Source organism: Arthrobacter sp. FB24 (assembly GCF_000196235.1).
Lineage (GTDB): Bacteria > Actinomycetota > Actinomycetes > Actinomycetales > Micrococcaceae > Arthrobacter.
Map to the genome: position 1 here is coordinate 2,362,913 of NC_008541.1, position 24,618 is coordinate 2,387,530.

The 24,618-nt window shown below is 65.7% G+C and carries 24 protein-coding genes; 10 read left to right on the forward strand and 14 right to left on the reverse strand.

The genetic code is table 11. The features are described 5' to 3' along the window. Position 1: 1 nt before the first annotated feature. From ARTH_RS10590 to tkt, 3 genes are all read right to left on the reverse strand, one after another. A complete protein-coding gene (locus ARTH_RS10590) occupies positions 2–1,639 on the reverse strand; it encodes a glucose-6-phosphate isomerase (RefSeq protein WP_011691941.1) in 1,638 nt (545 codons plus the stop codon). A 6-nt stretch (positions 1,640–1,645) separates the two neighbouring features. Continuing rightward, complete coding sequence (gene tal, locus ARTH_RS10595; protein ID WP_011691942.1) at positions 1,646–2,761, reverse strand: transaldolase; 1,116 nt, start codon at positions 2,759–2,761, stop codon at positions 1,646–1,648. Between the two features lie 63 nt (positions 2,762–2,824). Continuing rightward, positions 2,825–4,942 (reverse strand): transketolase, encoded by a 2,118-nt coding sequence (gene tkt / locus ARTH_RS10600; protein ID WP_043429756.1) that lies wholly within the window; start codon positions 4,940–4,942, stop codon positions 2,825–2,827. A gap of 437 nt (positions 4,943–5,379) precedes the next feature. Here tkt and ARTH_RS10605 point away from each other — a divergent pair, with 437 nt between their 5' ends. Continuing rightward, the gene (locus ARTH_RS10605; protein ID WP_043429757.1) at positions 5,380–6,339 is read left to right on the forward strand and encodes a heme o synthase; all 960 of its coding nucleotides are present in this window, start codon (positions 5,380–5,382) and stop codon (positions 6,337–6,339) included. 489 nt (positions 6,340–6,828) lie between these two features. On the opposite strand, the gene ARTH_RS10610 is transcribed toward ARTH_RS10605, so the two are convergent. From ARTH_RS10610 to ARTH_RS10620, 3 genes are read right to left on the reverse strand one after another with little or no spacing between them, the layout of a single operon-like run. After that, positions 6,829–7,773 carry a COX15/CtaA family protein gene (locus ARTH_RS10610; protein ID WP_043429759.1) on the reverse strand — a complete coding sequence of 315 codons (945 nt, stop codon included), beginning with the start codon at positions 7,771–7,773 and terminating at the stop codon, positions 6,829–6,831. Between the two features lie 7 nt (positions 7,774–7,780). Further along, positions 7,781–8,539: an ABC transporter permease gene (locus ARTH_RS10615; protein WP_011691946.1), complete on the reverse strand. Its 759-nt coding sequence runs from the start codon at positions 8,537–8,539 to the stop codon at positions 7,781–7,783. Next, complete coding sequence (locus ARTH_RS10620; protein WP_011691947.1) at positions 8,536–9,504, reverse strand: ABC transporter ATP-binding protein; 969 nt, start codon at positions 9,502–9,504, stop codon at positions 8,536–8,538. The genes ARTH_RS10615 and ARTH_RS10620 overlap by 4 nt, the downstream gene beginning before the upstream one ends. Positions 9,505–9,617: 113 nt before the next feature. Here ARTH_RS10620 and ARTH_RS10625 point away from each other — a divergent pair, with 113 nt between their 5' ends. The 6 genes from ARTH_RS10625 to ARTH_RS10650 are packed head-to-tail and all read left to right on the forward strand — an operon-like array spanning position 9,618 to position 14,762. After that, positions 9,618–10,487, forward strand: a complete 870-nt coding sequence (locus ARTH_RS10625) for a helix-turn-helix transcriptional regulator (RefSeq protein ID WP_011691948.1) — start codon at positions 9,618–9,620, stop codon at positions 10,485–10,487. Then, entirely contained in the window at positions 10,487–11,950 is a 1,464-nt protein-coding gene (sufB, locus tag ARTH_RS10630) for a Fe-S cluster assembly protein SufB (protein ID WP_011691949.1), read from the forward strand. Before ARTH_RS10625 ends, sufB begins: the two co-directional genes overlap by 1 nt. Beyond that, complete coding sequence (sufD, locus tag ARTH_RS10635; protein WP_011691950.1) at positions 11,950–13,200, forward strand: Fe-S cluster assembly protein SufD; 1,251 nt, start codon at positions 11,950–11,952, stop codon at positions 13,198–13,200. The genes sufB and sufD overlap by 1 nt, the downstream gene beginning before the upstream one ends. A 19-nt stretch (positions 13,201–13,219) precedes the next feature. After that, a complete protein-coding gene (locus ARTH_RS10640) occupies positions 13,220–13,576 on the forward strand; it encodes a non-heme iron oxygenase ferredoxin subunit (RefSeq protein ID WP_011691951.1) in 357 nt (118 codons plus the stop codon). A gap of 42 nt (positions 13,577–13,618) precedes the next feature. After that, a complete protein-coding gene (sufC, locus tag ARTH_RS10645; protein WP_011691952.1) occupies positions 13,619–14,416 on the forward strand; it encodes a Fe-S cluster assembly ATPase SufC in 798 nt (265 codons plus the stop codon). 13 nt (positions 14,417–14,429) lie between these two features. Then, entirely contained in the window at positions 14,430–14,762 is a 333-nt protein-coding gene (locus ARTH_RS10650) for a metal-sulfur cluster assembly factor (protein WP_011691953.1), read from the forward strand. Between the two features lie 96 nt (positions 14,763–14,858). Here ARTH_RS10650 and ypfJ read toward each other — a convergent pair whose 3' ends face one another. Beyond that, the gene (ypfJ, locus tag ARTH_RS10655; RefSeq protein ID WP_011691954.1) at positions 14,859–15,740 is read right to left on the reverse strand and encodes a KPN_02809 family neutral zinc metallopeptidase; all 882 of its coding nucleotides are present in this window, start codon (positions 15,738–15,740) and stop codon (positions 14,859–14,861) included. A 60-nt stretch (positions 15,741–15,800) separates the two neighbouring features. Here ypfJ and ARTH_RS10660 point away from each other — a divergent pair, with 60 nt between their 5' ends. Further along, the gene (locus tag ARTH_RS10660) at positions 15,801–17,207 is read left to right on the forward strand and encodes a class I adenylate-forming enzyme family protein (RefSeq protein ID WP_011691955.1); all 1,407 of its coding nucleotides are present in this window, start codon (positions 15,801–15,803) and stop codon (positions 17,205–17,207) included. After that, a complete protein-coding gene (locus ARTH_RS10665) occupies positions 17,200–18,423 on the forward strand; it encodes a thiolase family protein (RefSeq protein WP_232223508.1) in 1,224 nt (407 codons plus the stop codon). Before ARTH_RS10660 ends, ARTH_RS10665 begins: the two co-directional genes overlap by 8 nt. Here the strand turns inward: ARTH_RS10665 and ARTH_RS10670 are convergent. From ARTH_RS10670 to ARTH_RS10680, 3 genes are read right to left on the reverse strand one after another with little or no spacing between them, the layout of a single operon-like run. Then, entirely contained in the window at positions 18,420–19,070 is a 651-nt protein-coding gene (locus ARTH_RS10670; protein WP_011691957.1) for an energy-coupling factor transporter transmembrane component T family protein, read from the reverse strand. The genes ARTH_RS10665 and ARTH_RS10670 overlap by 4 nt on opposite strands. Beyond that, positions 19,067–19,837: an energy-coupling factor ABC transporter ATP-binding protein gene (locus ARTH_RS10675; RefSeq protein WP_011691958.1), complete on the reverse strand. Its 771-nt coding sequence runs from the start codon at positions 19,835–19,837 to the stop codon at positions 19,067–19,069. The genes ARTH_RS10670 and ARTH_RS10675 overlap by 4 nt, the downstream gene beginning before the upstream one ends. Position 19,838: 1 nt before the next feature. Beyond that, positions 19,839–20,513, reverse strand: a complete 675-nt coding sequence (locus ARTH_RS10680) for a biotin transporter BioY (protein ID WP_011691959.1) — start codon at positions 20,511–20,513, stop codon at positions 19,839–19,841. Between the two features lie 311 nt (positions 20,514–20,824). Between ARTH_RS10680 and ARTH_RS10685 the strand changes: the two genes are divergently transcribed. Next, positions 20,825–22,423, forward strand: coding sequence for an ABC-F family ATP-binding cassette domain-containing protein (locus tag ARTH_RS10685; protein ID WP_011691960.1), 1,599 nt, complete (start codon positions 20,825–20,827; stop codon positions 22,421–22,423). 25 nt (positions 22,424–22,448) lie between these two features. On the opposite strand, the gene ARTH_RS10690 is transcribed toward ARTH_RS10685, so the two are convergent. The 4 genes from ARTH_RS10690 to ARTH_RS10705 are packed head-to-tail and all read right to left on the reverse strand — an operon-like array spanning position 22,449 to position 24,487. Then, positions 22,449–22,931: a YbaK/EbsC family protein gene (locus ARTH_RS10690; RefSeq protein ID WP_011691961.1), complete on the reverse strand. Its 483-nt coding sequence runs from the start codon at positions 22,929–22,931 to the stop codon at positions 22,449–22,451. Further along, positions 22,932–23,798: an SURF1 family cytochrome oxidase biogenesis protein gene (locus ARTH_RS10695; protein WP_011691962.1), complete on the reverse strand. Its 867-nt coding sequence runs from the start codon at positions 23,796–23,798 to the stop codon at positions 22,932–22,934. It abuts the gene before it with no gap. Then, positions 23,799–24,059, reverse strand: coding sequence for a hypothetical protein (locus ARTH_RS10700; protein WP_011691963.1), 261 nt, complete (start codon positions 24,057–24,059; stop codon positions 23,799–23,801). Continuing rightward, entirely contained in the window at positions 24,056–24,487 is a 432-nt protein-coding gene (locus tag ARTH_RS10705) for a DUF3099 domain-containing protein (protein WP_011691964.1), read from the reverse strand. The genes ARTH_RS10700 and ARTH_RS10705 overlap by 4 nt, the downstream gene beginning before the upstream one ends. Between the last annotated feature and the right edge of the window lie 131 nt (positions 24,488–24,618).

Genomic DNA, 24,618 nt, shown 5'->3' on the forward strand with positions numbered 1-24,618 from the left:
CTTAGCTTTCAGTGTGGGATGCTGCCTGGCCGGCAAGCTCTGAAACGATATCCTGCAGCTGCTTGACGCCTGAGGCGCGGTCAGTGAGGTGCAGGCGGAGGACCGGACGTCCGTGGTCGCTGAGAACCTGGGCGTCACCGGCGGCCTGCGCCGAGATCAGCTCACCGAACGTGAACGGCCGCTCCGGGATAGACAGATCCGTTGCGGACTCGGCAGTGACCTGCAGGAACACGCCGATGGCGGGTCCGCCCTTGTGGAACTGGCCAGTGGAGTGCAGGAACCGCGGGCCCCAGCCGAACGTCACAGGACGTCCGCTGACTGCTGCGAGCTGGTCGCGGACACCTTCAAACGGAGCATATGCCAGCCGGTCGAAGTAGGCCTGGACGCTGAGGTAGCTGTCGTCGGCGAGCTGGGCGAGCAACGCGGACACTGCGGCAGACGCCGTCGAGGCATCTCCCAGCCAGTCGCCGCCGCGGACCTCAATGGCGCCGTCAACGAAGTTGGCGGGAGTCGGTTCCGGCTGCGCGTCCAGCAGGCCGCGTGCGGCCACCTTGGCGGCTTCGACGTCGGGCTGGTCAAACGGGTTGATGCCCAGCAGGCGCCCCGCAACGGCCGTCGCGAATTCCCACACCATCATCTGCGTTGCCAGGCCCCCGGCGATGGCAACCTCGTTATCACCGAGCTGGACGTCGTCGGCGTCGGCAGCAACCAGACGCACCACCAGGATGTCGGCAGCGCCGGAGGTGACCTCCGGAGCTGACGGACCGGCGACGACCGGCAGGACTCCGGTGCCGAGCTTGCCGGTGGATTCGGCGATGAGCTGTTCGGCCCAGTCGGCGAAACCGACAATGCCGGACCCGTCTTCCGCGATGACGATCTTGTTGCGCAGCGGGTTGGTGCCGCCCAGCGCGGTCCCCAGGGCGAGGCCGATGTTTTCGGGGGCGTCCTCGTTGAGGATCTCGGCTGCTTCTTCGGCCTCGTCCAGGAACGCCTGGATGTCCACGCCGGCCAGCCCGCAGGGGACCAGTCCGAAAGCGGTCAGTGCCGAGAAGCGTCCGCCGACGTTGGGGTCGGCGTTGAAGACGGCGCGGTAGCCGGCCTCACGTGATGCCTTGTCCAGCGGCGAACCCGGGTCAGTGACGATGACGATGCGGCTCTTCGCGTCAACGCCGGCATCGGTGAAGGCCTGCTCGAAGATCCTCCGCTGGGAATCCGTTTCGACGGTGGAGCCGGACTTGGACGAAACGACAATGGCAGTTTCGGCAAGGCGGTCCACAAGGGCAGCACTGACCTGTTCGGGGTCGGTGCTGTCAAGCACAGTCAGCTCGACGCCAGCGGTGCCCGCAATGACTTCAGGCGCCAGCGAGGATCCGCCCATGCCGCAGAGGACAATGCGCGTGACACCCTCGGCCTTCAGTGCGTCGCGGAGTTCCAGGATGTCACTGACCAGAGGCTGCGAGACGGTGGCCGCCTCGACCCAGCCCAGCCGGACAGCGGATTCCTGTTCGGCGTCCGGACCCCACAAGGTGTGGTCCTTCGCGAAAATCCTGGTGGCGATGCGGTCTTCCAGCAGCGCGGGGAGGTGCTGCTCAAGTGCCTCACGGGCTGCGCCGGTGGCGTCGTAGCTGAGTGTGCTCATGATGGGTTAGGAAGCCTTCCGTGCAGAGGCCAGGGCGCCTTCGACGTCACCCAGCAGTTCCTTCCAGCTGGCCACGAACTTATCCAGGCCCTCGGACTCAAGCAGTGCCACGACGTCGTTGTAGGAAATCCCCAGCGCGTCGAGGGCGTTCAGCGTCGCGTTCGCGTCGTCGTAACCGCGGGTGACGGTGTCGCCCGTGACCACACCGTGGTCGAACGTGGCGTCGAGGGTCTTCTCCGGCATGGTGTTGACCACGCCGGGTGCGACGAGTTCGGTGACGTAGAGGGTGTCCGGGTAGGACGGGTCCTTCACGCCGGTCGAGGCCCACAGCGGGCGCTGCGGGAGGGCGCCGGCTTCGGCGAGCAGTGCCCAGCGTTCGGTGGAGAAGAGCTCCTCGTACACCTGGTATGCCAGGCGGGCGTTGGCCAGGCCGGCTTTGCCCTTGAGTGCCTTGGCTTCGTCGGTGCCGATGGCGTCGAGGCGCTTGTCGATTTCGGCGTCGACGCGCGAGACGAAGAAGGAGGCGACAGAGTGGATCTTGGAGAGGTCGTGGCCGTTGCCCTTGGCCTGTTCCAGGCCGGACTGGAAGGCGTTGATCACGGCGCGGTAGCGTTCCAGCGAGAAGATCAGGGTCACATTGACGCTGATGCCCTCGGCCAGGGTGGCCGTGATGGCTTCGAGGCCCTCGAGGGTTGCCGGGATCTTGATCAGGACGTTGTCCTTGTTGACCTTCTTGTACAGGTGCTTGGCTTCGGCGATGGTGCCCGCGGTGTCCCAGGCGAGGCGGGGATCCACTTCGATGGACACGCGGCCGTCAACACCCCTGGTTGCGGCGGCGACGGGGGCGAACAGGTCGCAGGCGTCGGCGACGTCAGTCGTGGTGATTTCGAAGACGGTCTCTTCGACGGTGGAGCCGGCTGCTGCCTGCTCAGCAATGGTGGCGTCATAGTCCGTGCCGGAGGTGATGGCGGCGTGGAAGATGGACGGGTTGGTGGTGACACCAACGACATTCTTCTCTTCGATGAGCTTGCGCAGGGTGCCGGTCTGCAGGCGGCCGCGGGAGAGGTCGTCGAGCCAGATCGAGACGCCGGCGTCCGAGAGCTGCTGGGTGGGGGTAGTCATGTCATAACTCCTGGAAATCAGGGGTTCCGGGGGCGCAACGTCCCCCGGAACCGTGGTTGTTAATCAGTTGGAGAGGCCGGCGAGGGATTCCTTGGCCGCGGCGGCAACTGCTTCTGCCGTGATGCCGAATTCCTGGAAGAGGCGCTTGTAGTCGGCGGAGGCGCCGAAGTGCTCCAGGCTGATGGAACGGCCGGCGTCGCCGACGAATTCCTTCCAGCCCAGGGCCAGGCCGGCTTCGACGGACACACGTGCCTTCACGGCCGGGGGCAGGACGGCGTCGCGGTAGGCGGCGTCCTGCTTGTTGAACCACTCCACACACGGCATCGACACCACACGGGTGGGGATGCCTTCGGCCTGGAGGGCTTCGCGGGCGTTCACGGCAAGCTGGACCTCGGAGCCGGTGCCGATCAGGATGACCTGGGCATCGGCGGTCTTGCCGTCCTTGGAAGCTTCGGCCAGGACGTAGCCGCCCTTCGCCACGCCGGAGACTGCACCGAAGGTGTCACCCTCGGCGTCGCCTTCGCCACGGGCGTAGGTGGGAATGTTCTGGCGGGTCAGGACGATGCCGGCCGGGTTCTCGTGGTTTTCGAGCATGGCCTTCCAGGCAGCGGAAACCTCGTTCGCGTCACCGGGGCGGACAACGTCCAGGCCCGGAATGGCGCGCAGGGAGGCCAGCTGCTCCACCGGCTGGTGGGTGGGGCCGTCTTCGCCGAGGCCGATGGAGTCATGCGTCCAGACATACAGGGACGGGACGCCCATCAGTGCACCGAGGCGGATGGCCGGGCGCTGGTAGTCCGAGAAGATCAGGAAGGTGCCGGAGAACGCGCGGGTCTTGCCGTGCAGGGCGATCCCGTTCACGATCGAGGCGGCGGCGTGCTCACGGATGCCAAAGTGCAGCACCCGGCCGTACGGGTTGCCCTTCCATGCCTCGGTGGACCGGGACGCCGGGATGAACGAAGGCGAACCTTCGATGGTGGTGTTGTTGGATTCGGCGAGGTCGGCCGAGCCGCCCCACAGTTCCGGCATGACCGGGCCGATCGCGTTCAGGACCTTGCCGGATGCGGCGCGGGTGGAGACGTCCTTGCCTGCTTCGAACACCGGCAGGGCCGAGTCGAGCTCCACCGGGAGTTTGCGTGCCTCGACGCGTTCCAGCAGCGCGGCGGCGTCAGGGTTGGATGCCTGCCACGCTTCGAAGGAGTCCTGCCATTCGCTGCGGGCGGCTGCACCGCGGTCCACGACGGCGCGGGCATGGGCCAGCACCTCTTCGTCAACTTCGAAGGTCTTCGCGGGGTCAAAGCCCAGGACGCTCTTCAGCGCGGCGACTTCTTCGGCACCCAGGGCGGAGCCGTGGATCTTGCCGGTGTTCTGCTTCTTCGGCGCCGGGTAGCCAATGATGGTGCGCAGCGAGACGATGGAGGGCTTGGAGGTCTCCGCCTTCGCGGCGAGGAGGGCGGCGTACAGTTCCTGCACGTCTTCCTTGTATTCGCCGGTTTTCGTCCAGTCCACGCGCTGGACGTGCCAGCCGTAGGCTTCGTAGCGCTTGAGGACGTCCTCGGTGAAAGCGACGTCGGTGTCGTCCTCAATGGAGATGTGGTTCTCGTCGTACACAACGACGAGGTTGCCGAGTTCCTGGTGGCCGGCCAGCGAGGAAGCCTCGGAGGTCACGCCTTCCTGGAGGTCGCCGTCGGAGGCAATGACCCAGATGGTGTGGTCGAACGGCGACGTGCCGGCGGGAGCATCGGCGTCGAACAGGCCGCGTTGGCGGCGCTGGGAGTATGCGAAACCGACCGAGGACGCCAGGCCCTGGCCCAGCGGGCCGGTGGTGATTTCCACACCGGCGGTGTGCTTGTACTCCGGGTGTCCCGGTGTCAGCGAGCCCCAGGTCCGCAGCGCCTTCAGGTCCTTCAGTTCCAGCCCGTAGCCGGAGAGGAACAGCTGGATGTACAGCGTGAGGGAGGTGTGGCCCGGGGAGAGGATGAACCGGTCGCGGCCGATCCAGTCCGGGTTCTTCGGGTCGTGGCGCATCAGCTTCTGGAAGAGAAGGTAGGCGGCCGGGGCGAGGCTCATCGCGGTGCCCGGGTGGCCGTTGCCTACCTTTTCGACCGCGTCCGCGGCCAGAATGCGGACCGTGTCAACGGCTCGCTGGTCCAAACTGGTCCATGACAGTTCTTGCTCTTCCAAATGTGGCACGAAAACCGGGCCCCTCTCTGTGCTGACGGCAGGTGGTACGAACAGGCCGGAGCGGGGACACACATAATGGCGCCCGCTGCGGTTAGTACCAGCCGTTCACCATTGAAACGTTGATCTTCATTCAGTCGCGTTCGAGATTCCGGGAATGCGCATTCCTTTGGCATTCCTTGCGTGCTGATCTGCAGACAGCTTAGCCCCATTCCAAGGGCTGGTCAGCGTGTATCTCACTAAGTGGACTGAATTTTCCTTATATGAATCACCACGCCGCGCAGTTGCCGTGAGGATCGGTTAACCTGTCGGAATCATGGAGGCTTTGGGCGCCGGAGAGCCACGGTATGATATTCGGAGGCCACCGCCGGAGGGAGCGGGCCCTTTTGGGCCGCCGCCGCTGCGAGAACCAGCCGGACTGAACAGCCAGACAGAACAGAGTGACTGCCACCGTGAGCACAACAGATACGCCGCTGAACGCCTCCCGGCTCCCCGGTAAGATCGGGATAGCCCGCAAAGCCAAGGCGTACCTTGCCCTCACGAAACCGCGGGTCATCGAGCTCCTGCTTGTGAGCACACTGCCCACCATGATCTACGCCGAACGCGGATTCCCCTCCTTCGGACTGATCCTGGCCACGCTCGTGGGCGGAGCGTTCGCTGCCGGCAGCGCCGGTGCCTTCAATTGCTACATCGACCGCGACATCGACAAGTTGATGCACCGGACCGAGAACCGCCCCCTGGTAACCGGTGAAGTGACTCCGCGCGAGGCACTGGTGTTTTCCTGGTTGCTGGGTGCAGCCGCCATCGCTATCCTCTGGTTCGGCGCCAACCCCCTCTCGGCCTGGCTTGGCCTCGGCGCCATCGTTTTCTACGTAGTCATTTACACCATGATCCTTAAACGCCGCACGGCCCAGAACATCGTCTGGGGCGGAGCGGCCGGATGCTTCCCGGTGCTGATCGCCTGGGCCGCCGTGACCGACACTGTGGAGTGGCCCGCCATCGTCCTGTTCATGGTGATTTTCCTGTGGACCCCGCCGCACTACTGGCCGCTATCCATGCGCTACGGCGAGGACTACCGCAACGCCAACGTGCCGATGCTCGGGGCAATCGCCGGCGCAAAGGTTGTCTCGGTCCAGGTCGTCCTGTACGCGTGGGCCATGGTTGCCTGCTCGCTGCTGCTGATCCCCGCCGGCGGGGCCGGCTGGGTTTACACGGTAACCGCCGTCGTCGCGGGTGCCTGGTTCCTCTATGAATCGCACGCGCTCTACAACCGTGCCCAGGGCGGCGACGTCTCCAACAAGGGCGCCATGAAGGTCTTCCACGGTTCCATCAGCTACCTGACCCTGCTCTTCATTGCGCTGGCCGTCGACCCCTTTGTCGGTTCAGCCATCATGGGCTAGACGCTCTCTCACTCCCTGCTGCTTAAACCCGGACGCTCTCTCAGCTTTGGCAGCTTTTCCTGAAACGCTCCTTCATACTGACCTGGTTCCCGGAAGTTGTACTGAGAAATTCAGTTCCGACTTTCCGGGACCAGTTCACACCCGTGAAGGAGCGTTTCCTTTTGGGGCCCCAGGATCTGAGAGAGCGTCGGCGGAAAACCCGCAGATCTGAGAGAGCGTCGGTGAAAAACCCACAGGATCTGAGAGAGCGTCGGTGAAAAACCCACAGGATCTGAGAGAGCGTCGGTGAAAAACCCGCAGGATGTAAGAGAGCGTCGGTGAAAAACCCGCAGGATGTGAGAGAGCGTCGGCGGAAAACCCACAGGATGTGAGAGAGCGTCGGCCGTGCAAAGTAAAGCACCCCGGACCTTGGGGGGTCAGGGGTGCTCGAGCCGACTGACCGAACGGCGCTGCCCTACGGGGTCCGGCAGTACTATCGGCCGGTAAGCCCTATTTAACCGGGCTGAACCGTGCGAGGTCCGCCGCGTTCGTGGCGGCGCTCATGAGGAGCGCCGCACCGAGCATGTGGGCGCCTACCAGTAGTGCGGGAATGCCGTTGTAGTACTGCGTGAAGCCAATAACCGCCTGCAGCACCGTGACTCCCAGCAGCAACAGGACAGCCGTGCGGAACGGCCCCGTGATCCGGTCTCGGAATACGAGATATACACCGAAGAGCGCACCGGCGGTCACAAGGTAGGCGGGCACGGCGTGGATGTGGGAGAAGAGGTCCCAGTCCAGGTCGTTCCGGGGCGCGTCGGCGTCACCTGCGTGCGGCCCCGCTCCGGTAACCACCACTCCAAGCATCACTGCGACGCCGGAAAAGAGCGCGACGGCGGCCATCACCGGCCGGGCGGCTCCGGGAAGGGCAGGAAGTGCGACGGCGGGGAACCGTCCCGTACGCCCGTAGGCCCTGTTGACCAGCAGCGTCGCGATAACAACGAGGGCCATCGAGACCAGGAAGTGGAGACCCACGACCCACGGGTTGAGCTGGGTGAGCACCGTGATGCCGCCGATGACGGCCTGGGCCGGGATGCTTGCCAGCAGGCCCAAGGCGAGCAGGAAGAGGTCCCTGCGCTCTTTGCGGAGGTTCCACAAATACACCAGCATGAGCACCGCAATCGCCGCCAGCGCGAACGTCAGGAGCCGGTTGCCGAATTCGATGAAACCGTGGATGCCCATTTCCGGAGTGTTGACCAGGGACGCATCAGTACAGCGCGGCCAGGTGGGGCAGCCCAGCCCGGACGCAGTGAGGCGGACCGCGCCGCCGGTCACCACGAGCACCGTCTGTCCGATGAGTGAGAGGACGGCCAGCCTGCGGACGGTCGAGTCCACCGTGACTGGCAGCTTGGACGTCATGCGTCCGAGTATCTGGGGGAAGCGCGATGCCGTGCTCACGTTTTTCTCAATTCCACTTGAACCAACGGATGGCCGCTGCGCCGGCGATTACCGTCCAGAGCAGCAGGATTAGGGTGGCTCCGCCATTGAAGCTGCCTGCGAGGAAGGCATCCCGAAGCGCCTCGCCCAAAGCCCCGGAGGGCAGGAGGTGGACGATGTCCCGGGCCGGGCCGGGCAGCCGCTCGGCAGGCAGCACGATGCCGCCCAGGGCTCCGAGGAGGATCCACAAAAGGTTGGTGATGGCCAGGGTTGCCTCCGGCCGGACCGTGCCTGCGACCAGAAGCCCCAGGGCCGTGAAAGCTGCCGCCCCCAGAACCAGCAGTACCACCGCCGGAACCCAGCCCGCCGTCGTGGGCTGCCAGCCGAGCAGGAAAGCGACCATGCCCACCACCAGTACCTGAAGGATCAGTACGGCCAGTACGGCCAGGATCTTTCCTGCGATCAGGCCGGTGCGGCCCAGGGGAGTGGTGGACAGGAACCGCAGCACCCCGTAACGGCGGTCGAAGCCGGTGGAGATGCCCTGTCCGGTGAAGGCGGTGGACATGGCGCACAGGGCGAGGATGCCCGGCACGGCCACGTCAACCCGGCTGCCGCCCAGGCCGTCCAATAGCGGGGTGACGGTCAGGCCCACCAATGCCAGCAGTGGCAGCACAATTGCCAGGATGAGCTGCTCGCCGTTCCGGAGCATCGTGAGCGCTTCGTACCTGCCTTGGAGCAGAATGCGGCGAAGCAGCGGGGCAGGAGCGCTGCCGAGAACCCGGCTCATCGGATCTCCCTTCCCGAAATGTCCAAAAATACGTCTTCAAGGCTCCGGGCCTCCAGGCTCATGGAACCCGGCATGATGCCGCGCGCGGCCCACCAGGCTGTCAGTGCGGCCAGGTCGTCCGGCGTCAGCGCGCCGGTGGCGGCATAGCTCCCGGCGCGGGTCTCGCGGACGTCTACGGCGGCAGGCAGCACGCCCGTGAAGTCGAGTCCGGGCCGTGCCTCGAAGAGAAGCGTCCGGACATGTTCCTGGGCGGCGTCGGCACCGACGTTCCGCTGCAGCAGCTGGGCCACCGTACCTTCCGCGACGTTCCGGCCCGCATCAATGATGTACACGTAGTCGGCCAGCCGCTGTGCATCATCCATGAGGTGCGTCGTCAGGACGATTCCCATGCCGGCGTCCCGCAGTTCGGAAATGAGCTGGAAAACAAGCTGGCGCGACTGCGGATCCAGCCCCGCGCTCGGCTCGTCGAGGAAGAGGACCTCGGGGTTTCCCACCAGGGCAGCCGCGAGGGCCAGCCGCTGCCGCTGGCCGCCCGAGAGGCGCCGGACTGTGGTGCGGCTGAAAGTGTCAATGCCAAGGCGTCCGATCAACTCATCCACCGGCCATGGATCCTGGTACATTCCGGCGATATGCTTCAGCAGTGGGATGGGACGGGCCGACGGCGGCAACCCGCCGTCCTGCAGCATCACGCCAACGCGGGAACGGAGGGACGCCCCCGACGTGTCCGGATCCTGGCCCAGCAGGGAGACCGCACCGCCGGACCGCCGCTGCAAACCCTGGGCGCATTCGATGGTGGTCGTTTTACCGGCGCCGTTGGCTCCCAGCAGGGCAGTGACCTGTCCGCGTTCGGCGGTGAGGGATACGCCGCTGACCACCCGCAGCATTTTGCCGTCAAGGGAGGCCAGCGGGCCAACGTCCTTAATGAGTCCCGTAATGGACAGGACGGGAGAATCGGGAGATCGCACCAAAGCATTCTACGGGATGTAGTAGGCACGCCACCCGACCGGATGTGACCGAGGTCAGCCTCGCCTTACTGGTACGGGGGAGTAAATTACGACATGATTGTGTTGTGTATTCCATGAGCACTCGACTTTCTGCGCCCCGGACCGGGCAAGCTGCGCCCGACGGCGCCGCCGGCTCGTTCCGGCCCGGAACGTCTGCGCCTGCAACAAGCCCGGCGCCGGCGCCGCACACGTTGCCGGCGGACTCCGAAGAACGCACTCGTGACCGTGTACTGAATGCCGTGCTGGAGCACGGGCCCGTCAGCGCTGCCGAGCTCGGCGACCTGCTCGGCTTCACTCCGGCGGCCGTGCGACGCCACCTTGACCACCTCTCACGCAGCGGCGTGATTGAAGTCAAGCGTGTAGCGAAAGCGGGCGCCGGAGCGGGACGCCCCGCCCGGCGCTACGTCCTCAGCTCCCAGGGCCAGTCCAGCCTGGGCGACGACTACCTCGACATTGCAGGCCAGGCCCTCCAGCGGCTGGGCGAGATCGCCGGCCCCGACGCCGTCCGCGAGTTCGCCGTCGAACGTTTTTCCGACATGGAGCGCCGCTATGCGCCGGAGATCGAAGCCGCAGGGACGGACATCACTGCACGGGCGCGGGCGCTGTCCGCAGCGTTGAGCCGTGACGGGTTTGTGGCCTCCGCCGCCTCCATCGAAGCCAAAGCACCACTGCCTGCCGCGCTTTCCAGCGTCCAGCTGTGCCAGGGCCACTGCCCCATCCAGCAGCTGGCCACCAAGTTCCCCGTGTTCTGCGATGTCGAGACCGAAGTCTTTTCCCGGCTCGTCGGCGTTGACGTGCGCAGGCTGTCCACCCTCGCACGGGGCGGACACGTCTGCACTACCCATATACCTACAGGCCGTCCGGCCGCCAAGGGGCCCGCGGGTCCCGGACACACCACGGACAGCCTGGGCGAAGTATCCAACCATCTGCAAGAAAGGCCGTGATGACGGACCAACTATCAGAGAATAAGGTTGCTGAAACTACTGTGATTTCGGAGATTCTGGAGAAGAACCCCGAGCTCCACGGTATCGGCACCTACGAGTACGGCTGGGCCGACAAGAACGATGTCGGAGCCAACGCACGTCGTGGCATCAACGACGAAGTTGTCCGGGACATTTCGGCGAAGAAGAACGAGCCGGAGTGGATGCTGGACCTCCGCCTGAAGGGCCTGAAGTACTTCGACCGCAAGCCCATGCCCACCTGGGGTGCAGACCTCTCCGGCATTGACTTCGACAACATCAAGTACTTCGTGCGCTCCACCGAGAAGCAGGCCGCCACGTGGGAGGACCTGCCCGAGGACATCCGGAACACGTACGAGAAGCTGGGCATCCCGGAAGCCGAGCGCAGCCGCCTGGTTTCAGGCGTGGCGGCGCAGTACGAATCCGAAGTTGTGTACCACCAGATCCGCGAGGACCTCGAAGCCCAGGGCGTCATCTTCCTGGACACGGACACCGCCCTGCGTGAGCACCCGGAGATCTTCCAGGAGTACTTCGGCACCATCATCCCCGTGGGCGACAACAAGTTCGCGTCGCTCAACACGGCTGTATGGTCCGGCGGGTCCTTTGTCTACGTTCCCAAGGGTGTCCATGTGGACATCCCGCTGCAGGCCTACTTCCGCATCAACACGGAAAACATGGGTCAGTTCGAGCGGACGCTGATCATCGCCGACGAGGACTCCTACGTCCACTACATCGAAGGCTGCACGGCGCCGATCTACACCTCGGATTCGCTGCACTCCGCCGTTGTGGAAATCATCGTGAAGAAGGGCGCCCGCGTCCGTTACACGACCATCCAGAACTGGTCCAACAACGTGTACAACCTGGTCACCAAGCGCGCCATCTGCGAAGAGGGCGCCACCATGGAATGGATCGATGGCAACATCGGGTCCAAGGTCACCATGAAGTACCCGGCTGTCTACCTCGTGGGCGAGCACGCCAAGGGTGAAACTCTTTCGATCGCGTTCGCCGGCGAAGGCCAGCACCAGGACACGGGCTCGAAGATGGTGCACATCGCACCGAACACCAAGAGCTCCATCGTCTCCAAGTCCGTGGCCCGCGGCGGCGGCCGTGCCGCTTACCGCGGCCTGGTCCAGGTCCGCGAAGGCGCCAAGCACTCGGCCAACACCGTGCGCTGTGACGCCCTGCTCGTCGACACGATCAGCCGGTCGGACACCTACCCGTACATCGACATCCGTGAAGATGACGTGCAGCTGGGTCACGAGGCAACCGTCTCGCGCGTTTCCGAAGAGCAGCTCTTCTACCTGATGTCACGCGGCATGCGCGAAGACGAGGCCATGGCGATGATCGTTCGCGGCTTCATCGAGCCGATTGCCCGTGAGCTGCCGATGGAATACGCCCTCGAGCTGAACCGCCTCATTGAACTCCAGATGGAAGGATCCGTCGGTTAATGACTGCCGAAATTACTACTGAAAAGGCCCGCATCGGAGCGCCTTCCATCGCAGGCTTCACCGAGGAGGGGGAGGGGCTGGTCGCCGCCAAGGTGGACCATAGCCACAATCACGGCGTTACCGTGATGTCCTCCCGCGCCGAGCGCCTGACGAGCTTCAACGTTGCCGACTTCCCGCTGCCCACGGGCCGCGAGGAGGAGTGGCGCTTCAGCCCCGTCCGTGCCCTGGCCAACCTTCTCTCCGACACCGCAACGGACCTCGAACCCGTGCCGGCCGCCGACTTCACGGTCGAAGCGCCGGAGGGCTACGTCCGCGGCACGCTGGCTCCCGGAGCCGCGCCCCGCGGAACCGTCCTGGTCCCGGCTGACCGGGCCGCCGCCGTCGCGTCCGCCAACACGGACGAGGCACTGCACGTGGTGATCCCGGCGGAAGCCGAGCCGGCCGAGCCGCTGCGGATCCTGGTCCACGGCGCAGCCGCGGGCCGCCGCTCCAACGCACACTATGTGCTGGAGGCAGGCGCCAACTCGCGCAGCGTTGTGATCCTGGAGCACACCGGTGCCGCCGACCACAACGGCAACCTGGAAGTCATCGTCGGCGAGGGCGCGCACCTCACCGTGATCTCGGTGCAGCTCTGGGAAGACGACGCCAGGCATCTGGCCCAGCACGACGCACAGGTGGGCAAGGACGCTGTGTACAAGCACATCGCCGTTTCCCTGGGCGGCTCCGTCGTGCGCCTGAACTCCAATGTGCGCTTCTCGGGCGAGGGTGCCGAGGCCGAGCTGCTGGGCCTCTACTTCGCCGACGCGGGCCAGCACCTGGAGCACCGCTCCTTCGTTGACCACAACGTGCCCAACTGCAAGTCCAACGTGCTTTACAAGGGCGCCCTGCAGGGCAAGGACGCACACACTGTCTGGGTGGGCGACGTCCTGATCCAGAAGCAGGCCGTGGGTACCGACTCCTACGAGAAGAACCAGAACCTGGTTCTGACGGACGGCTGCCGTGCCGACTCTGTTCCTAATCTTGAGATCGAAACGGGCCTTATCGAGGGTGCCGGCCATGCCAGCTCCACCGGGCGTTTCGACGACGAGCACTTGTTCTACCTCATGGCCCGCGGCATCCCCGAAGATGTTGCCCGCCGCCTGGTTGTTCGCGGCTTCCTCAACGAGATCATCCAGAAGATCAAGGTTCCGGCACTCGAAGAGCGCCTGACTGACGCCGTTGAGCGCGAGCTCGCCGCGAGCGAGAACTGAAACAGGCAGGCAGGAACGCATGAGTGAACAACCCAAGGGTGAGCTGGTATGCAACACCAACGACATCCAGGTGAAACAGGCGCTGCGGATCCTGATTGATGGCTACCCGGTGGCCATCGTCAAGGATTCGATGGGCGAAATCCACGCCATCGGAGACACGTGCTCGCATGCGGACATTTCGCTGTCCGAAGGCGAAGTGGAAGGCTGTGCGATCGAGTGCTGGGGCCACGGTTCGCAGTTCGATCTGCGCAACGGCCAGCCCCTTCAGCTTCCTGCCTACGATCCCGTACCGGTCTTCGCCGTCGAGCTTCACGGTGACGACGTCTACGTGGATGTGACCAATGTTCTGAACGGCGCCACGGTCAACAACTACTGAGCGCCCGGCTTCACAAGACTTACGAACGAAAGAAAGAAGAGCATGTCAACTCTTGAGATCAAGGACCTGCACGTCAGCATTGAGACGGAGCAGGGCACCAAGGAGATCCTGAAGGGCGTCAGCCTGACCATCAGGACCGGCGAAACCCACGCCATCATGGGCCCCAACGGCTCGGGCAAGTCCACGCTGGCGTCGACCATTGCCGGCCACCCGCGCTACAACGTCACCAGCGGCACCATCACGCTGGACGGCGAAGATGTCCTGGCCATGACCGTGGACGAGCGCGCCCGCGCCGGCCTGTTCCTGGCCATGCAGTACCCGGTGGAGGTCCCCGGCGTCAGCATGACCAACTTCCTGCGGACCGCCAAGACCGCCATCGACGGCGAGGCTCCCAAGCTGCGTACCTGGACCAAGGACGTCAAGGCTGCCATGCAGAAGCTGCGCATCGACGCCGACTTCACGCAGCGCAACGTCAACGAAGGCTTCTCCGGCGGCGAGAAGAAGCGCGTGGAGATCCTCCAGCTGGAACTCTTCAAGCCGAAGTTCGCCGTCCTGGACGAAACCGACTCCGGCCTGGACGTCGACGCCTTGAAGGTCGTTTCCGAAGGCGTCAACCGCGCCCACGCCGAAGGCAACATGGGCACGCTGCTCATCACGCACTACACGCGGATCCTGCGCTACATCAAGCCTGAGTTCGTCCACGTCTTCGTCGACGGCCAGGTTGTCGAAGAGGGCGGCCCGGAACTTGCCGACCGCCTCGAAGAAGAAGGCTACGATCGTTACGCCAAGGGTGCGGGCGCAGCCACCATCGCTGCAGCCGACGCTGCAGTCCAGGGCTAGTTAGGACAACGCCATGACCGAAATCAAAGCGGCCCGAACGGGCCTCGAAGATGTCGAAGAGGCACTGAAGGACGTCATCGACCCCGAGCTGGGCGTCAACATCGTTGACCTCGGGCTGCTGTACGGCCTGAAGTACTCGGACGACGACGGCGCCCTCCTGATCGACATGACGCTCACCACGGCGGCCTGCCCGCTCACGGACGTCATTGAGGAGCAGGTCGGTAAGGCCCTCGACGGCGTCGTGGACGATTGGCGGCTGAACTGGGTGTGGATGCCGCCATGGGGTCCGGAGCGGATCACCGAAGACGGACGCGACCAGATGCGTGCGCTGGGCTTCAATATCTAGCCACCGGTTAACATACGACGGCGGCCGGTGACCTTCCTTGGGGAAGGTCACCGGCCGCCGTCGTGCTGTTTCCGTTCAGCCGAAGCGTCCAGCCTGCTAGAGCGTGGCGGCGCTAAAGGTATCGCACTTGTTGATGTCGCCGGTCTGGTAGCCCTGGTAGAACCATTTCTGCCGCTGGGCGCTGGAGCCGTGTGTCCAGGCCTCAGGGGAGACCCGGCCGGTTGCCGCTTTTTGGATGCGGTCGTCACCAACGGCGGATGCCGCGGAAAGTGCATCGTTCAGGTCCTGCTGGGTGAGCGGCTCAAGGAACGGCTGGCCGGTGTTGGGGTCCTTCTGCGTTGTGGCGTACCGGACCCAGAGTCCGGCGTAGCAGTCCGCCTGCAGTTCAACGCGGACGGCACCGGATTCGGGGCCCTGCGGATCCTGCTGGGCGCGGTCAAGGTTGCCCATGATGTTCTGGACATGGTGGCCGAACTCGTGCGCCACGACGTATTCCTGGGCCAGCGGCCCGCCTGAAGATCCGAACCGGTCCACCAGGTCCTGGAAGAAGCCGGGATCGAAGTAGGCGGTGGTGTCGGCCGGGCAATAGAACGGACCCACCTCGGAGGTTGCCCCGCCGCAGCCGGTATTGGTGGCCTGGCTGAAGATCACGGTGGTGGGACGCGGATACTCCGTGTTGTACTGGGCGAGGTAGGCCGGCCAGAACGCATTAAGGCTGTTCACCGTTCCGGTGATGCGGCAGTCGAGCCGGGCATCAGCGTCGGCGCCCGTCTGGCAGGCAGGCGCGCTACCCGTGCTCTGCGGTTCCTGGACCGTGCCAGTCAGGCCTTCCAGCAGTTGCGGGTTGACCCCAAACAGGGCGGCAAGCAGGAGGATGATTCCGCCGCCGATGCCGCCGCCGATCTTGGTCCCGCGGCCCATCCCGCGCCGGTCCTGGACCTGCGACGGATCCAGCTGAACGTTGTCATTGAAACTCATAAAGTCACAATAGCCGTAGCGGCCCTGCCTGAACCTGTGGACGCCGGTAAAGTTGATCCGATGCCTTTCCTCAACAGACTCCAACGCTGGGCCGATGACCGCCCCGACGACACCGCCGTCGTCGTGGCGGGCCGGCACCTCAGCTGGGCCGCGCTGCGGGACGCTGCCGCAGCCCGGGCCGCGGAAATCGGACCGGTAACCGTGCTGGCCGAGCCCAATTCCGTGGATTTCGCTGTGTCCTATGCCGCCGCGGTTGCCGGCGACCGGCAGTGTGCCGTCCTCGACCCCACCTGGCCCGCGCAGCTCAAAGCCGACATAGCGGCCCGGCTGCACACCGGCGCCGCTGCCGTATCCGGCCGGCCTGCTTCCGATGAGCTCCGCGACGGCACCCCGGAATCCCCCTTCCTGATCGGACTGACCTCCGGCACCACGTCTGTGCCCAAGGCGTTCACGAGGTCCCGGCGTTCCTGGCAGCTTTCCTTCGACGCGTCCATTGAGTTCTTCGGACTGACCCCGCAGGACAAGACGCTCGCCCCGGGGCCGCTGGCGGCCAGCCTCAACCTGTACGCGCTGTCCGAGTGCCTGTATGCCGGCTCCGAGTTCCACACCCTGGAAACGTTCGACGTCGGCGACGTGCACGCCGCCATCACGCATGACGGCATCACACGGCTTGTCCTGGTCCCCACCATGCTCCGGTTGCTCAGTGAGCGCGGCCTGGCCGGCTGCGTGGACGCTTCCGGCGTCACGTCCATCATCTGCGCCGGGTCCAAGCTGGATGCCCGCACCCTGGAGGCCGCCCGCCGCTGGGCACCCAGGGCCACCATCTTCGAGTATTACGGTGCCTCCGAACTAAGCTTCGTTTCGGGCGCCGGCCTGCGCTCCGGAGCGCCGCTGGACGCCGGCGGAACGGGCATCGGGAAACCGTTCCCCGGCGTCGAAGTGCGGATCCTGGACGACGACGGCGCCCTGCTTCCCGACGGAACGGACGGCAACATCTGCGTCCGCAGCGGTATGGTCAGCAACGGCTACCTGTGGGGCGACGACGGGCAGGCACTGCGCTGCTTCGACGGCTGGTTCACCGTGGGGGACCAGGGCTACCTGCTGGACGGTGAGCTCCATATCCTGGGCCGTCGGGCGGACATGATCATCACCTCCGGCAAGAACGTCTATCCGCACGAGGTGGAACTGGCCCTCGCCTCCGTCCCCGGCGTTGCTGCCGCCGTCGCGTCAGGCATGGCAGACGATGTCCGCGGGCAGCGGGTGGTTGCCGGCGTGGTCCCTTCCCATGGCGGCATCACGGCAGTCCAGCTGAAGGCCGGGCTTGACGATGTGCTGCCCCGGGACAAGCGGCCGCTGCAGTATTTTGCCCTCACGGAACTGCCGGTGACGGACCGCGGGAAAGTCAGCAGGCAGCTTCTGCTGGACTGGATTGAACGCGGGGATACCAGGGTCCGCCGCCTTGGCTAAGCCTGGGGCAGGAGAGTTGCCGCCCGAGCAGTTGCCGCCGGACCGGCAGCCGGTGGTCATCTCAGCCCTGCGGACCCCTGTCCGGAGGGTCAATGGCGCCTTCAAGGAGCTCCGCGCGCATGAGCTACTCGCCCCTGTTTTGCGCGGCCTCCTGACAGACACCGGCCTGCCGGCAAACGCTGTTTCGGACGTTGTGGTCGGTAACGCCGTGGGGGGAGGAGGCAACGTCGCGCGCCTTGCTGCCCTCGAAGCGGGTTTGCCGGTCAGCGTTCCCGGCGTGACCGTGGACCGGCAGTGCGGGTCCGGGCTGGACGCCATTGTGCTCGCGTCGCGGCTCGTCGCGGCCGGAGGCAACGGCGCCTTCCTCGCGGGCGGCGTGGAGAGCATCAGCACCGCGCCGCTGCGTGCGAACAGGTCCGCCGACGGCAGTCCCGCCTTTTTCCGCCGCGCCCAGTTCGTCCCGCTCAGTTTCGGCGACCCGGACATGGGGTGCGCCGCGGAAAACGTAGCGGCCGAATTCGGTATCAGCCGTGACCGGCAGGACCGGTTTGCGTTGCGCAGCCACCGCCTGGCACTGGCAGCCGCAGCCGCCGGACGCTATTCCGGTGAGACGGTGCCGCTGCAGGCCGCGTCTGGAACGGTGGAGTCCGACGACGGTCCGCGGGCCGGCATGTCGGCCGCCCTGATATCGCGGTTCCCGCCCGCCTTCGCCGAGGGCGGCACCGTCACCGCCGGGAACTCCTGCTTCGATGCGGATGCCGCATCCGCCGTCGTCGTTACTTCGCTGCAGCGTGCACGGGAACTGGGGGCGGCGGACGGGCTCCTGGTGCTGGACACCGATACCGCGGGCGTGGACCCGCGCGTTCTGGGCATGGGGGCCGCCGCGGCGGCCGGGCGCCTGCTGGCGCGGCGCGGTGTCACGGCCGAGGACATTGACCTCGTGGAATTCAATGAGGCCTTCGCGTCTCAGACGCTCGCCTGCCTGGACGCCCTCGGCATCGACCCGGATCGGGCAAACCTCGACGGCGGCGCGCTGGCTTTGGGCCATGCGTACGGTGCCTCGGGCGCTGTGCTTGTGACGAGGCTCCTCGCCCAGGCGCGGGGGAATTCTGCACCGGGCCGCCGGGCCGGGCAGCTGGCGCTGGCCATGATCAGCATTGCGGGCGGCATGGGAACCGCCGCCCTCTTCCGGTACGAACGGCTCGACAGCGCCTAGCGGTTTGGCTGATCGTCGTCGTCAGCCGTGCCGGGCTCACCCAGGCCCCGGGCGGCGAGGGCATCGCCGGTCTGGCGCGCGTAGGCCACCGTAGTGATGAAGACCGGCAGGACCAGTGCCCGGGGGTTGCGTTCGAGCCCGCGCGCGCGGGCCGAATCCCTGACCTCGGAGTAGGCTCCGGCGATGAACGGAATACTGCGGAGCATGATTGCGATGGTCAGTGCAAAGCGTTCGGGATCCGCGCCAAAGCGCCGGAACGGCACAGCCAGGGAGACGACGCCGTCGAGGAGCCGTTGCATCGGCGTGGTGGCGGTCAATATGGACGCGGCCACCACGCAGACCAGGACATTGAGTACGATCCGCGCCGCCACGGGACCGCCCAGTTGCCACCATTGGAACAACCCGATGGCCGCCATCACGGGGAGGATGGGTCGGACTGCTCTGAACAGACGAGCCGGGCCGGCGCCGCTGGCGAGGAACAGTGCGGACATCAGGCCCAGCGCCGCCGCGGCAACCACCCAGTCCACCACCAGGAAAGAGGCCATGCCGCAGCCAACCACCAGGACGAACTTCAGCCAGAGGGGCGCCCGGTGCACCAGGGACGTCCCGGGAACGTAGTTGACCAGCAGGAATCCGTGGCCGCTCACGTGTCCTCCGGACGGTGCGGTGTAGACATGGCGCTGACCGGCGGGGCGCCGTCCGCCGGCGGGAGGCCGGCGGCGGCCAGGTCCCTGTAGTGTTCGACGGCGGCGGCGGCACCGCCGTCGAACACCACGTGACCGGACTCCACCACCAGGACGCGGTCCATGTCCCGGACCAGCTCGAGGTCGTGCGTGGACATCACGATCTGCTGGCTGAGGCCTGCGAGGGTGCGGCGGAGAAGCTCGCGGTTCCGAAGGTCCAGCAGCGTGGACGGCTCGTCCAGCACCAATACCGCAGGCTCAACGGCAAGGACAGCGGCCAGGGCCATCAGCTGCCGTTCTCCGCCGGACAGCTCATAGATGCTTTGGTCGGCAAGCGCCATCAGCCCAAAACGGTTGAGGATGGCCGCCGCAGCTTCCTGACGCTCGCGCGTCTTACGGATGGAACGCCGCAGCGAGAGTTCCACGTCTTCCCGGCCGGTAGGCATCACGAGCTGGGAGAGCGGGTCCGTGAACACAAAACCGACTTTGCGGCGCACGGAACGAACGGCACCCACGGTATCGTCACCGTCAACGGTGACTGTTCCGTTGCTCGGTGCAACCAGTCCGTTTAGGAGCCGCAGGAGGGTGGACTTGCCCGACCCGTTCGCTCCGATCACGCCGATCCGCTGCTCGGTCAGGTTCAGCGAGATTCCATCCAGGAGTGTCTTGGGCTGCGGCCGTCCATCCACCGCCACCCGGACGTTGACGCCGTCCAGCAGGATGCTGCCCATGCTAGTTGCTGGCCTTGGCCGCCCCGGGGTTCCGGATACCGGGACGGCGGATCAGGAGATCCGGGAACGCCTTGTGCAGGGCGAGTGCGATGGTGACTGCCAGGACGTTCTTGACGATGTCGCCGGGGTAGTAGGCAAGGTCAAGGACGAACGCCTTGGAAAGGTCGAGTTTGCCGTTGACCATCATTCCGAGCACGCCCAGGCCGTGGACCACGACGATGCTTGTGGCCATAGCCGCAGCGAAAAGGAACAGCCCCCGGTATTTCAGGGTGCGGCGAAGCACGATGGTGGTCAGCCAGCCGACCACCAGGGCTGCGAGCGGGAAGGCGACGATGTAGCCTGCGGAGGGTCCGGCGAGGATCCCCAGCCCGCTCCGTCCGCCGCTGAAGATCGGCAGGCCCGCCAGCCCCAGCAGGGTGTAAAGGCCGACTGCGGCGAACGCCCGACCGGGGCCCAACGCCAGCCCGGTAAGCATCACGGCGAGGGTCTGCAGGGTGATGGGGACGCCAAGTCCGCCCACCGGAATGGCTGCAATGAGCGCAGAGCCGGCCACGAGGGCGGCAAAGACGGCGATAAGGCCGAGGTCCGTGGCATTCCAGCGGTTGCGGGCCGGTTTGCCGCCTGATTGACGGCTGGCTGCAGCCTGGCCGGTAACTGCGTTGTCAGTCTTGGTCATGGGAGGTCCTGTCAGTGAGTGCAAGTGCGAAGCAACGGGGAAGGGGGCCGCACGCCTGCGGCCGATTCCCGTCAATTCCGACGATACGTCTCCGGCCGCGGGCCTATTTTGTAGGGGATCCACTAACGGGGCGCGCCGGCTCTGGACGAGGTGGCCAATGGATGCCTGCGGCCGCCCGCAGCGGAGGTAATCCGGAAGGAGCGGTGCCGGTAGACTGGTAGAGGCCGTTCTCTCGGCCACACTGCCCCGGCCCCGCCCAGATTCCATCCGTTGTGCCGCGGCGTTCCCTGTTGTGAAAGGCCTTAGCTGCATTGATTACCGTCCAGGATCTCGAACTGCGCGCCGGCGCCCGCCTCCTCATGGACCAGGTGAGCTTCCGGATCGACAAGGGAGACAAGATCGGCCTGGTAGGCCGTAACGGTGCAGGTAAAACCACTCTGACCCGGGTTCTCGCCGGCGAGGGGCTCCCGGCCGCCGGCAAGGTCACCCGCAGCGGTGAGATCGGCTACCTTCCCCAGGACCCGCGCACGCCGGACATGGAACAGCTCGCGCGCGACCGGATTCTGTCCGTCCGCGGCCTGGACATCGCCGTCGGCAAACTCCGCCTGGCCCACGAAGAAATGGCCAGTGAGGACGCCGCAGTCCAGCGCAAGGCGATGAACCGCTACGACCGGCTTGAGTCCGAGTTCCTGGCGGCCGGGGGTTACGCCGCCGAAGCCGAGGCAGCCGCGATCTGCTCGAACCTCGCCCTCCCGGACCGCCTGTTGAACCAGCCGCTCAAGACGCTCTCCGGCGGGCAGCGTCGCCGCGTGGAGCTCGCCCGCATCCTCTACTCGGATGCCGAGACCATGCTCCTCGATGAGCCCACCAACCACCTCGACGCCGACTCCATCGCCTGGCTGCGCGACTTCCTGAAGAACCACCAGGGCGGCCTGATCGTGATCAGCCACGACACGGAGCTGCTCGAAGCCACCGTCAACAAAGTTTTCCTGCTGGACGCCAACCGCGCCCAGATCGACTTTTACAACATGGACTGGAAGCGCTACCTCCAGCAGCGTGAAACCGACGAACGCGCCCGCAAGCGGGAACGCGCCAACGCCGAAAAGAAAGCCCAGGTCCTGTTCGACCAGGCCAACAAGATGCGGGCGAAGGCCACCAAGGCCGTTGCCGCCCAGAACATGGCCAAACGCGCCGAACGCCTGCTCAGCGGGCTGGAGGCCGTGCGCGAAAACGACCGCGTGGCAGCCCTGCGCTTCCCGGATCCGTCGCCCTGCGGTAAGACCCCGCTCACCGCGGACGGCCTCAGCAAGTCCTACGGCTCACTGGAAATCTTTACCGACGTGGACCTGGCCATTGACCGCGGCTCCAAGGTGGTCATCCTGGGACTCAACGGTGCCGGCAAAACCACGCTGCTGCGGATGCTGGCCGGCGTCGACAAGCCGGATACCGGCGAAGTAATCGCCGGCCACGGGCTCAAGGTGGGCTACTACGCCCAGGAGCACGAGACGCTCGACGTCGACCGGACCGTCCTGCAGAACATGCGCTCCTCCGCGCCGGACATGAACGACTCCGAGGTGCGCGGCATCCTGGGTTCGTTCCTGTTCTCCGGCGACGACGTTGACAAGCCCGCCGGTGTGCTCTCCGGCGGTGAGAAAACGCGCCTGGCGCTGGCCACGATCGTGGCGTCGAGCGCGAACGTGCTGCTTCTCGATGAGCCCACCAACAACCTCGACCCGGCCAGCCGCACCGAGATTCTGGGTGCCCTGCGCAACTACACCGGCGCCGTCGTCCTTGTGAGCCACGATGAAGGTGCCGTCGAAGCCCTCAACCCCGAGCGCGTCGTCCTGCTGCCCGACGGCGTAGAAGACCACTGGAACGAAGACTACCTGGACCTGATTACGCTGGCTTAGCACCGGGATTCTGGGATCGGGTGCGCTAGCGGACCGGCATCTCTTCTGCGCCTGTGATCTTCTTCAGCTCGTTGTAGGTGATGCTGAACATCGAGTGGTGGTCTCCTGCTCCGGCCCAGAGCAGGTTGTGGGCTTTGAGGGACTCGTCCAACACTGTTCTGATCCTTTCCGGGTGGCCTACAGGGGCCACTCCTCCTACTTCCTGGCCGGTATGTTCCAGGACGTAGGCGGGGGACGCGCGGCGGATCCTTCCTGTTCCCAACCGGGCTGCTACCAGCGCAGTGTCCACCCTCGCCGCACCGCTGGCCAGGATCAGCAGGGGAACGCCGTCGACGTCGAACACCAGGCTGTTGGTGATGGCCGCTACTTCGCAGCCCAGCGTCGCAGCTGCCGCCGCCGCCGTCGGGACTTTTGAGTCGAACATGGTCACCGTGTCCTCGGCGCCAAGGGCGGCGAGGACGCGCCTGACGTTGGCGACGGGCGCGGGAACGCCATCAGGGCTTGTCACTTAGTACCCCTGGGCATCCAGGATGGCGTCTTCCTCTTCCTCCGCGGTGGGATTCCTGCGCTTCCGGGGAGCCGGGCGGCGCCGGTTCGCAGCCACGGCGTACTCGGGCGCGCCGTCCTCGGCGGCGTCCTGGGCGTCGATCTCCGCATTGCGCGCCTGCTGCCGCGCCGCGTAGCCGAAGCCAATAAACATCAACACGCCGAAAGTGAACCACTGCAGCGAATAGGACAAGTGTGTCCCTTCTTCCACGGAGGGTTTCGGGAACGGGTACGGCATGGTGGCGGCGGCCGGCGTTTCCGAAGCGAGCTGCCCGTAAGCGCCGGTCAGAACGGGGTACCCAAGCTGGGCGGCGTAAGCCGGGAGATCGATGGAGGCAAGCTGCCCGTCGGGGGCGCCACGCTGAAGCTCCGGCTCGCCCGGTTTAAGGCGCACTACCACGGTGACTTCGCCCGCCGGCGGTTCCGGCACGGAATCCGGGCGCCCGGGAGTGTTGTTTCCGATCGGGAGCCAGCCGCGGTCCACGATAACCGTCTGTCCTGTGGTGAGTCTGAAGGGGACCACCACTTCGTAGCCGGGCTGGCCGTTGAGCGGCCGGTTACGCACTACGCGTTGGCCGCTGACGTCGTAGCGGCCCTTCAACTCCACCTGGGTCCATTCCTTGTCGGCATCCAGCCGGGAGAACTGCCCTTCCGCAGCTGCGAAGGGCAGGGGGGTTGCCGAGTAGTTGGATGTGACCCGGTTGATCTCCGCCAGGGATTCGGCCCTGCGGTCCATCTGCCAGCGGCCAAGTAAGACGCAGGCAGTGGCAAAGATCGCAGCCAGCAACAGATAACCCAGCCATTTGCTGGAGAAGAGGAAGCGGTACATTCAGCTGTCCCTGCCCGAGGCAGTGGCCAGACCCAGCGGCAAGGTCTCTTTCCAGAGGCCCCGGGTCTGGAGGTAGTCCTCAAGCCACAGCCGGTGGTCATCGCAGGCCAGCCAGGTCTTGCGGCGGTCGGGCGTGTGGATCTTCGGGTTGTTCCACAGCAGTTGCCAGGCTGCCCCCGCCCGGCAGGCCTTCCGGGAACACATCGGTGCAGCCGTTTCCGCGGGCCCCGCGTCGCCGCCGGCCAGGTCAAAAATGTTCATGAAGCTGCCCGTTCCTGGCCGTCGTTATCGTCTTCGTCCTCGATGAGTTCGCCTTGGAGAACCGTGGGCCCTTCGTCCGCGACGGCAGCCGGCGAATCCGGTGCTTCGAGCTCTGCAAGCGGGGCGGCGTCCAGCAGGGAATCGCTGTGGATCTCCGCCTTGTCGCTGCCGTTGGCGATGACCACGGCGATCCACGGAAGAAACACCGCCCCGGCGATCGGCAGGACTTTGAACCAGCCATCAACAACGAACACCAGGATCAGGCACACCATGCGGATGCCCATTGCCACGGCGTACTTGATCATCCGCACGCGCATCTCTTCCGAGTGGGCAGTGGCGGCCTCCGTGATGCTGTGCACCTGGGCGTCACCGGAGACAGCGTCCGGTTCACCGGACGTCGAAGGTCCGGGTCGTTTTGCAAGTGTCACGGCTGTCTAATCACGCTCCCAAGGCTTAACCCAATTCTCTCACCCTCGCCGGTGCCGCCCAAACGGAGGCTAAGATCGAAGGCAGTAAAAATCCCGCCCCTTACCGCGGTGCCCCATGCCGCAGAATTCCG

Excerpts from the sequence above, each read along its gene's own strand:
- ARTH_RS10650 (WP_011691953.1), top strand. The coding sequence starts at position 14,430 with ATGACCGAAATCAAAGCGGCCCGAACGGGCCTCGAAGATGTCGAAGAG.
- ARTH_RS10660 (WP_011691955.1), top strand. The coding sequence starts at position 15,801 with ATGCCTTTCCTCAACAGACTCCAACGCTGGGCCGATGACCGCCCCGAC.
- ARTH_RS10625 (WP_011691948.1), top strand. The coding sequence starts at position 9,618 with ATGAGCACTCGACTTTCTGCGCCCCGGACCGGGCAAGCTGCGCCCGAC.
- ARTH_RS10695 (WP_011691962.1), bottom strand. The coding sequence starts at position 23,798 with ATGTACCGCTTCCTCTTCTCCAGCAAATGGCTGGGTTATCTGTTGCTG.
- ARTH_RS10615 (WP_011691946.1), bottom strand. The coding sequence starts at position 8,539 with ATGAGCCGGGTTCTCGGCAGCGCTCCTGCCCCGCTGCTTCGCCGCATT.
- ARTH_RS10680 (WP_011691959.1), bottom strand. The coding sequence starts at position 20,513 with ATGACCAAGACTGACAACGCAGTTACCGGCCAGGCTGCAGCCAGCCGT.
- ARTH_RS10640 (WP_011691951.1), top strand. The coding sequence starts at position 13,220 with ATGAGTGAACAACCCAAGGGTGAGCTGGTATGCAACACCAACGACATC.
- ARTH_RS10700 (WP_011691963.1), bottom strand. The coding sequence starts at position 24,059 with ATGAACATTTTTGACCTGGCCGGCGGCGACGCGGGGCCCGCGGAAACG.
- sufC (WP_011691952.1), top strand. The coding sequence starts at position 13,619 with ATGTCAACTCTTGAGATCAAGGACCTGCACGTCAGCATTGAGACGGAG.
- ypfJ (WP_011691954.1), bottom strand. The coding sequence starts at position 15,740 with ATGAGTTTCAATGACAACGTTCAGCTGGATCCGTCGCAGGTCCAGGAC.
- sufB (WP_011691949.1), top strand. The coding sequence starts at position 10,487 with ATGACGGACCAACTATCAGAGAATAAGGTTGCTGAAACTACTGTGATT.
- tal (WP_011691942.1), bottom strand. The coding sequence starts at position 2,761 with ATGACTACCCCCACCCAGCAGCTCTCGGACGCCGGCGTCTCGATCTGG.
- ARTH_RS10590 (WP_011691941.1), bottom strand. The coding sequence starts at position 1,639 with ATGAGCACACTCAGCTACGACGCCACCGGCGCAGCCCGTGAGGCACTT.
- sufD (WP_011691950.1), top strand. The coding sequence starts at position 11,950 with ATGACTGCCGAAATTACTACTGAAAAGGCCCGCATCGGAGCGCCTTCC.
- ARTH_RS10675 (WP_011691958.1), bottom strand. The coding sequence starts at position 19,837 with ATGGGCAGCATCCTGCTGGACGGCGTCAACGTCCGGGTGGCGGTGGAT.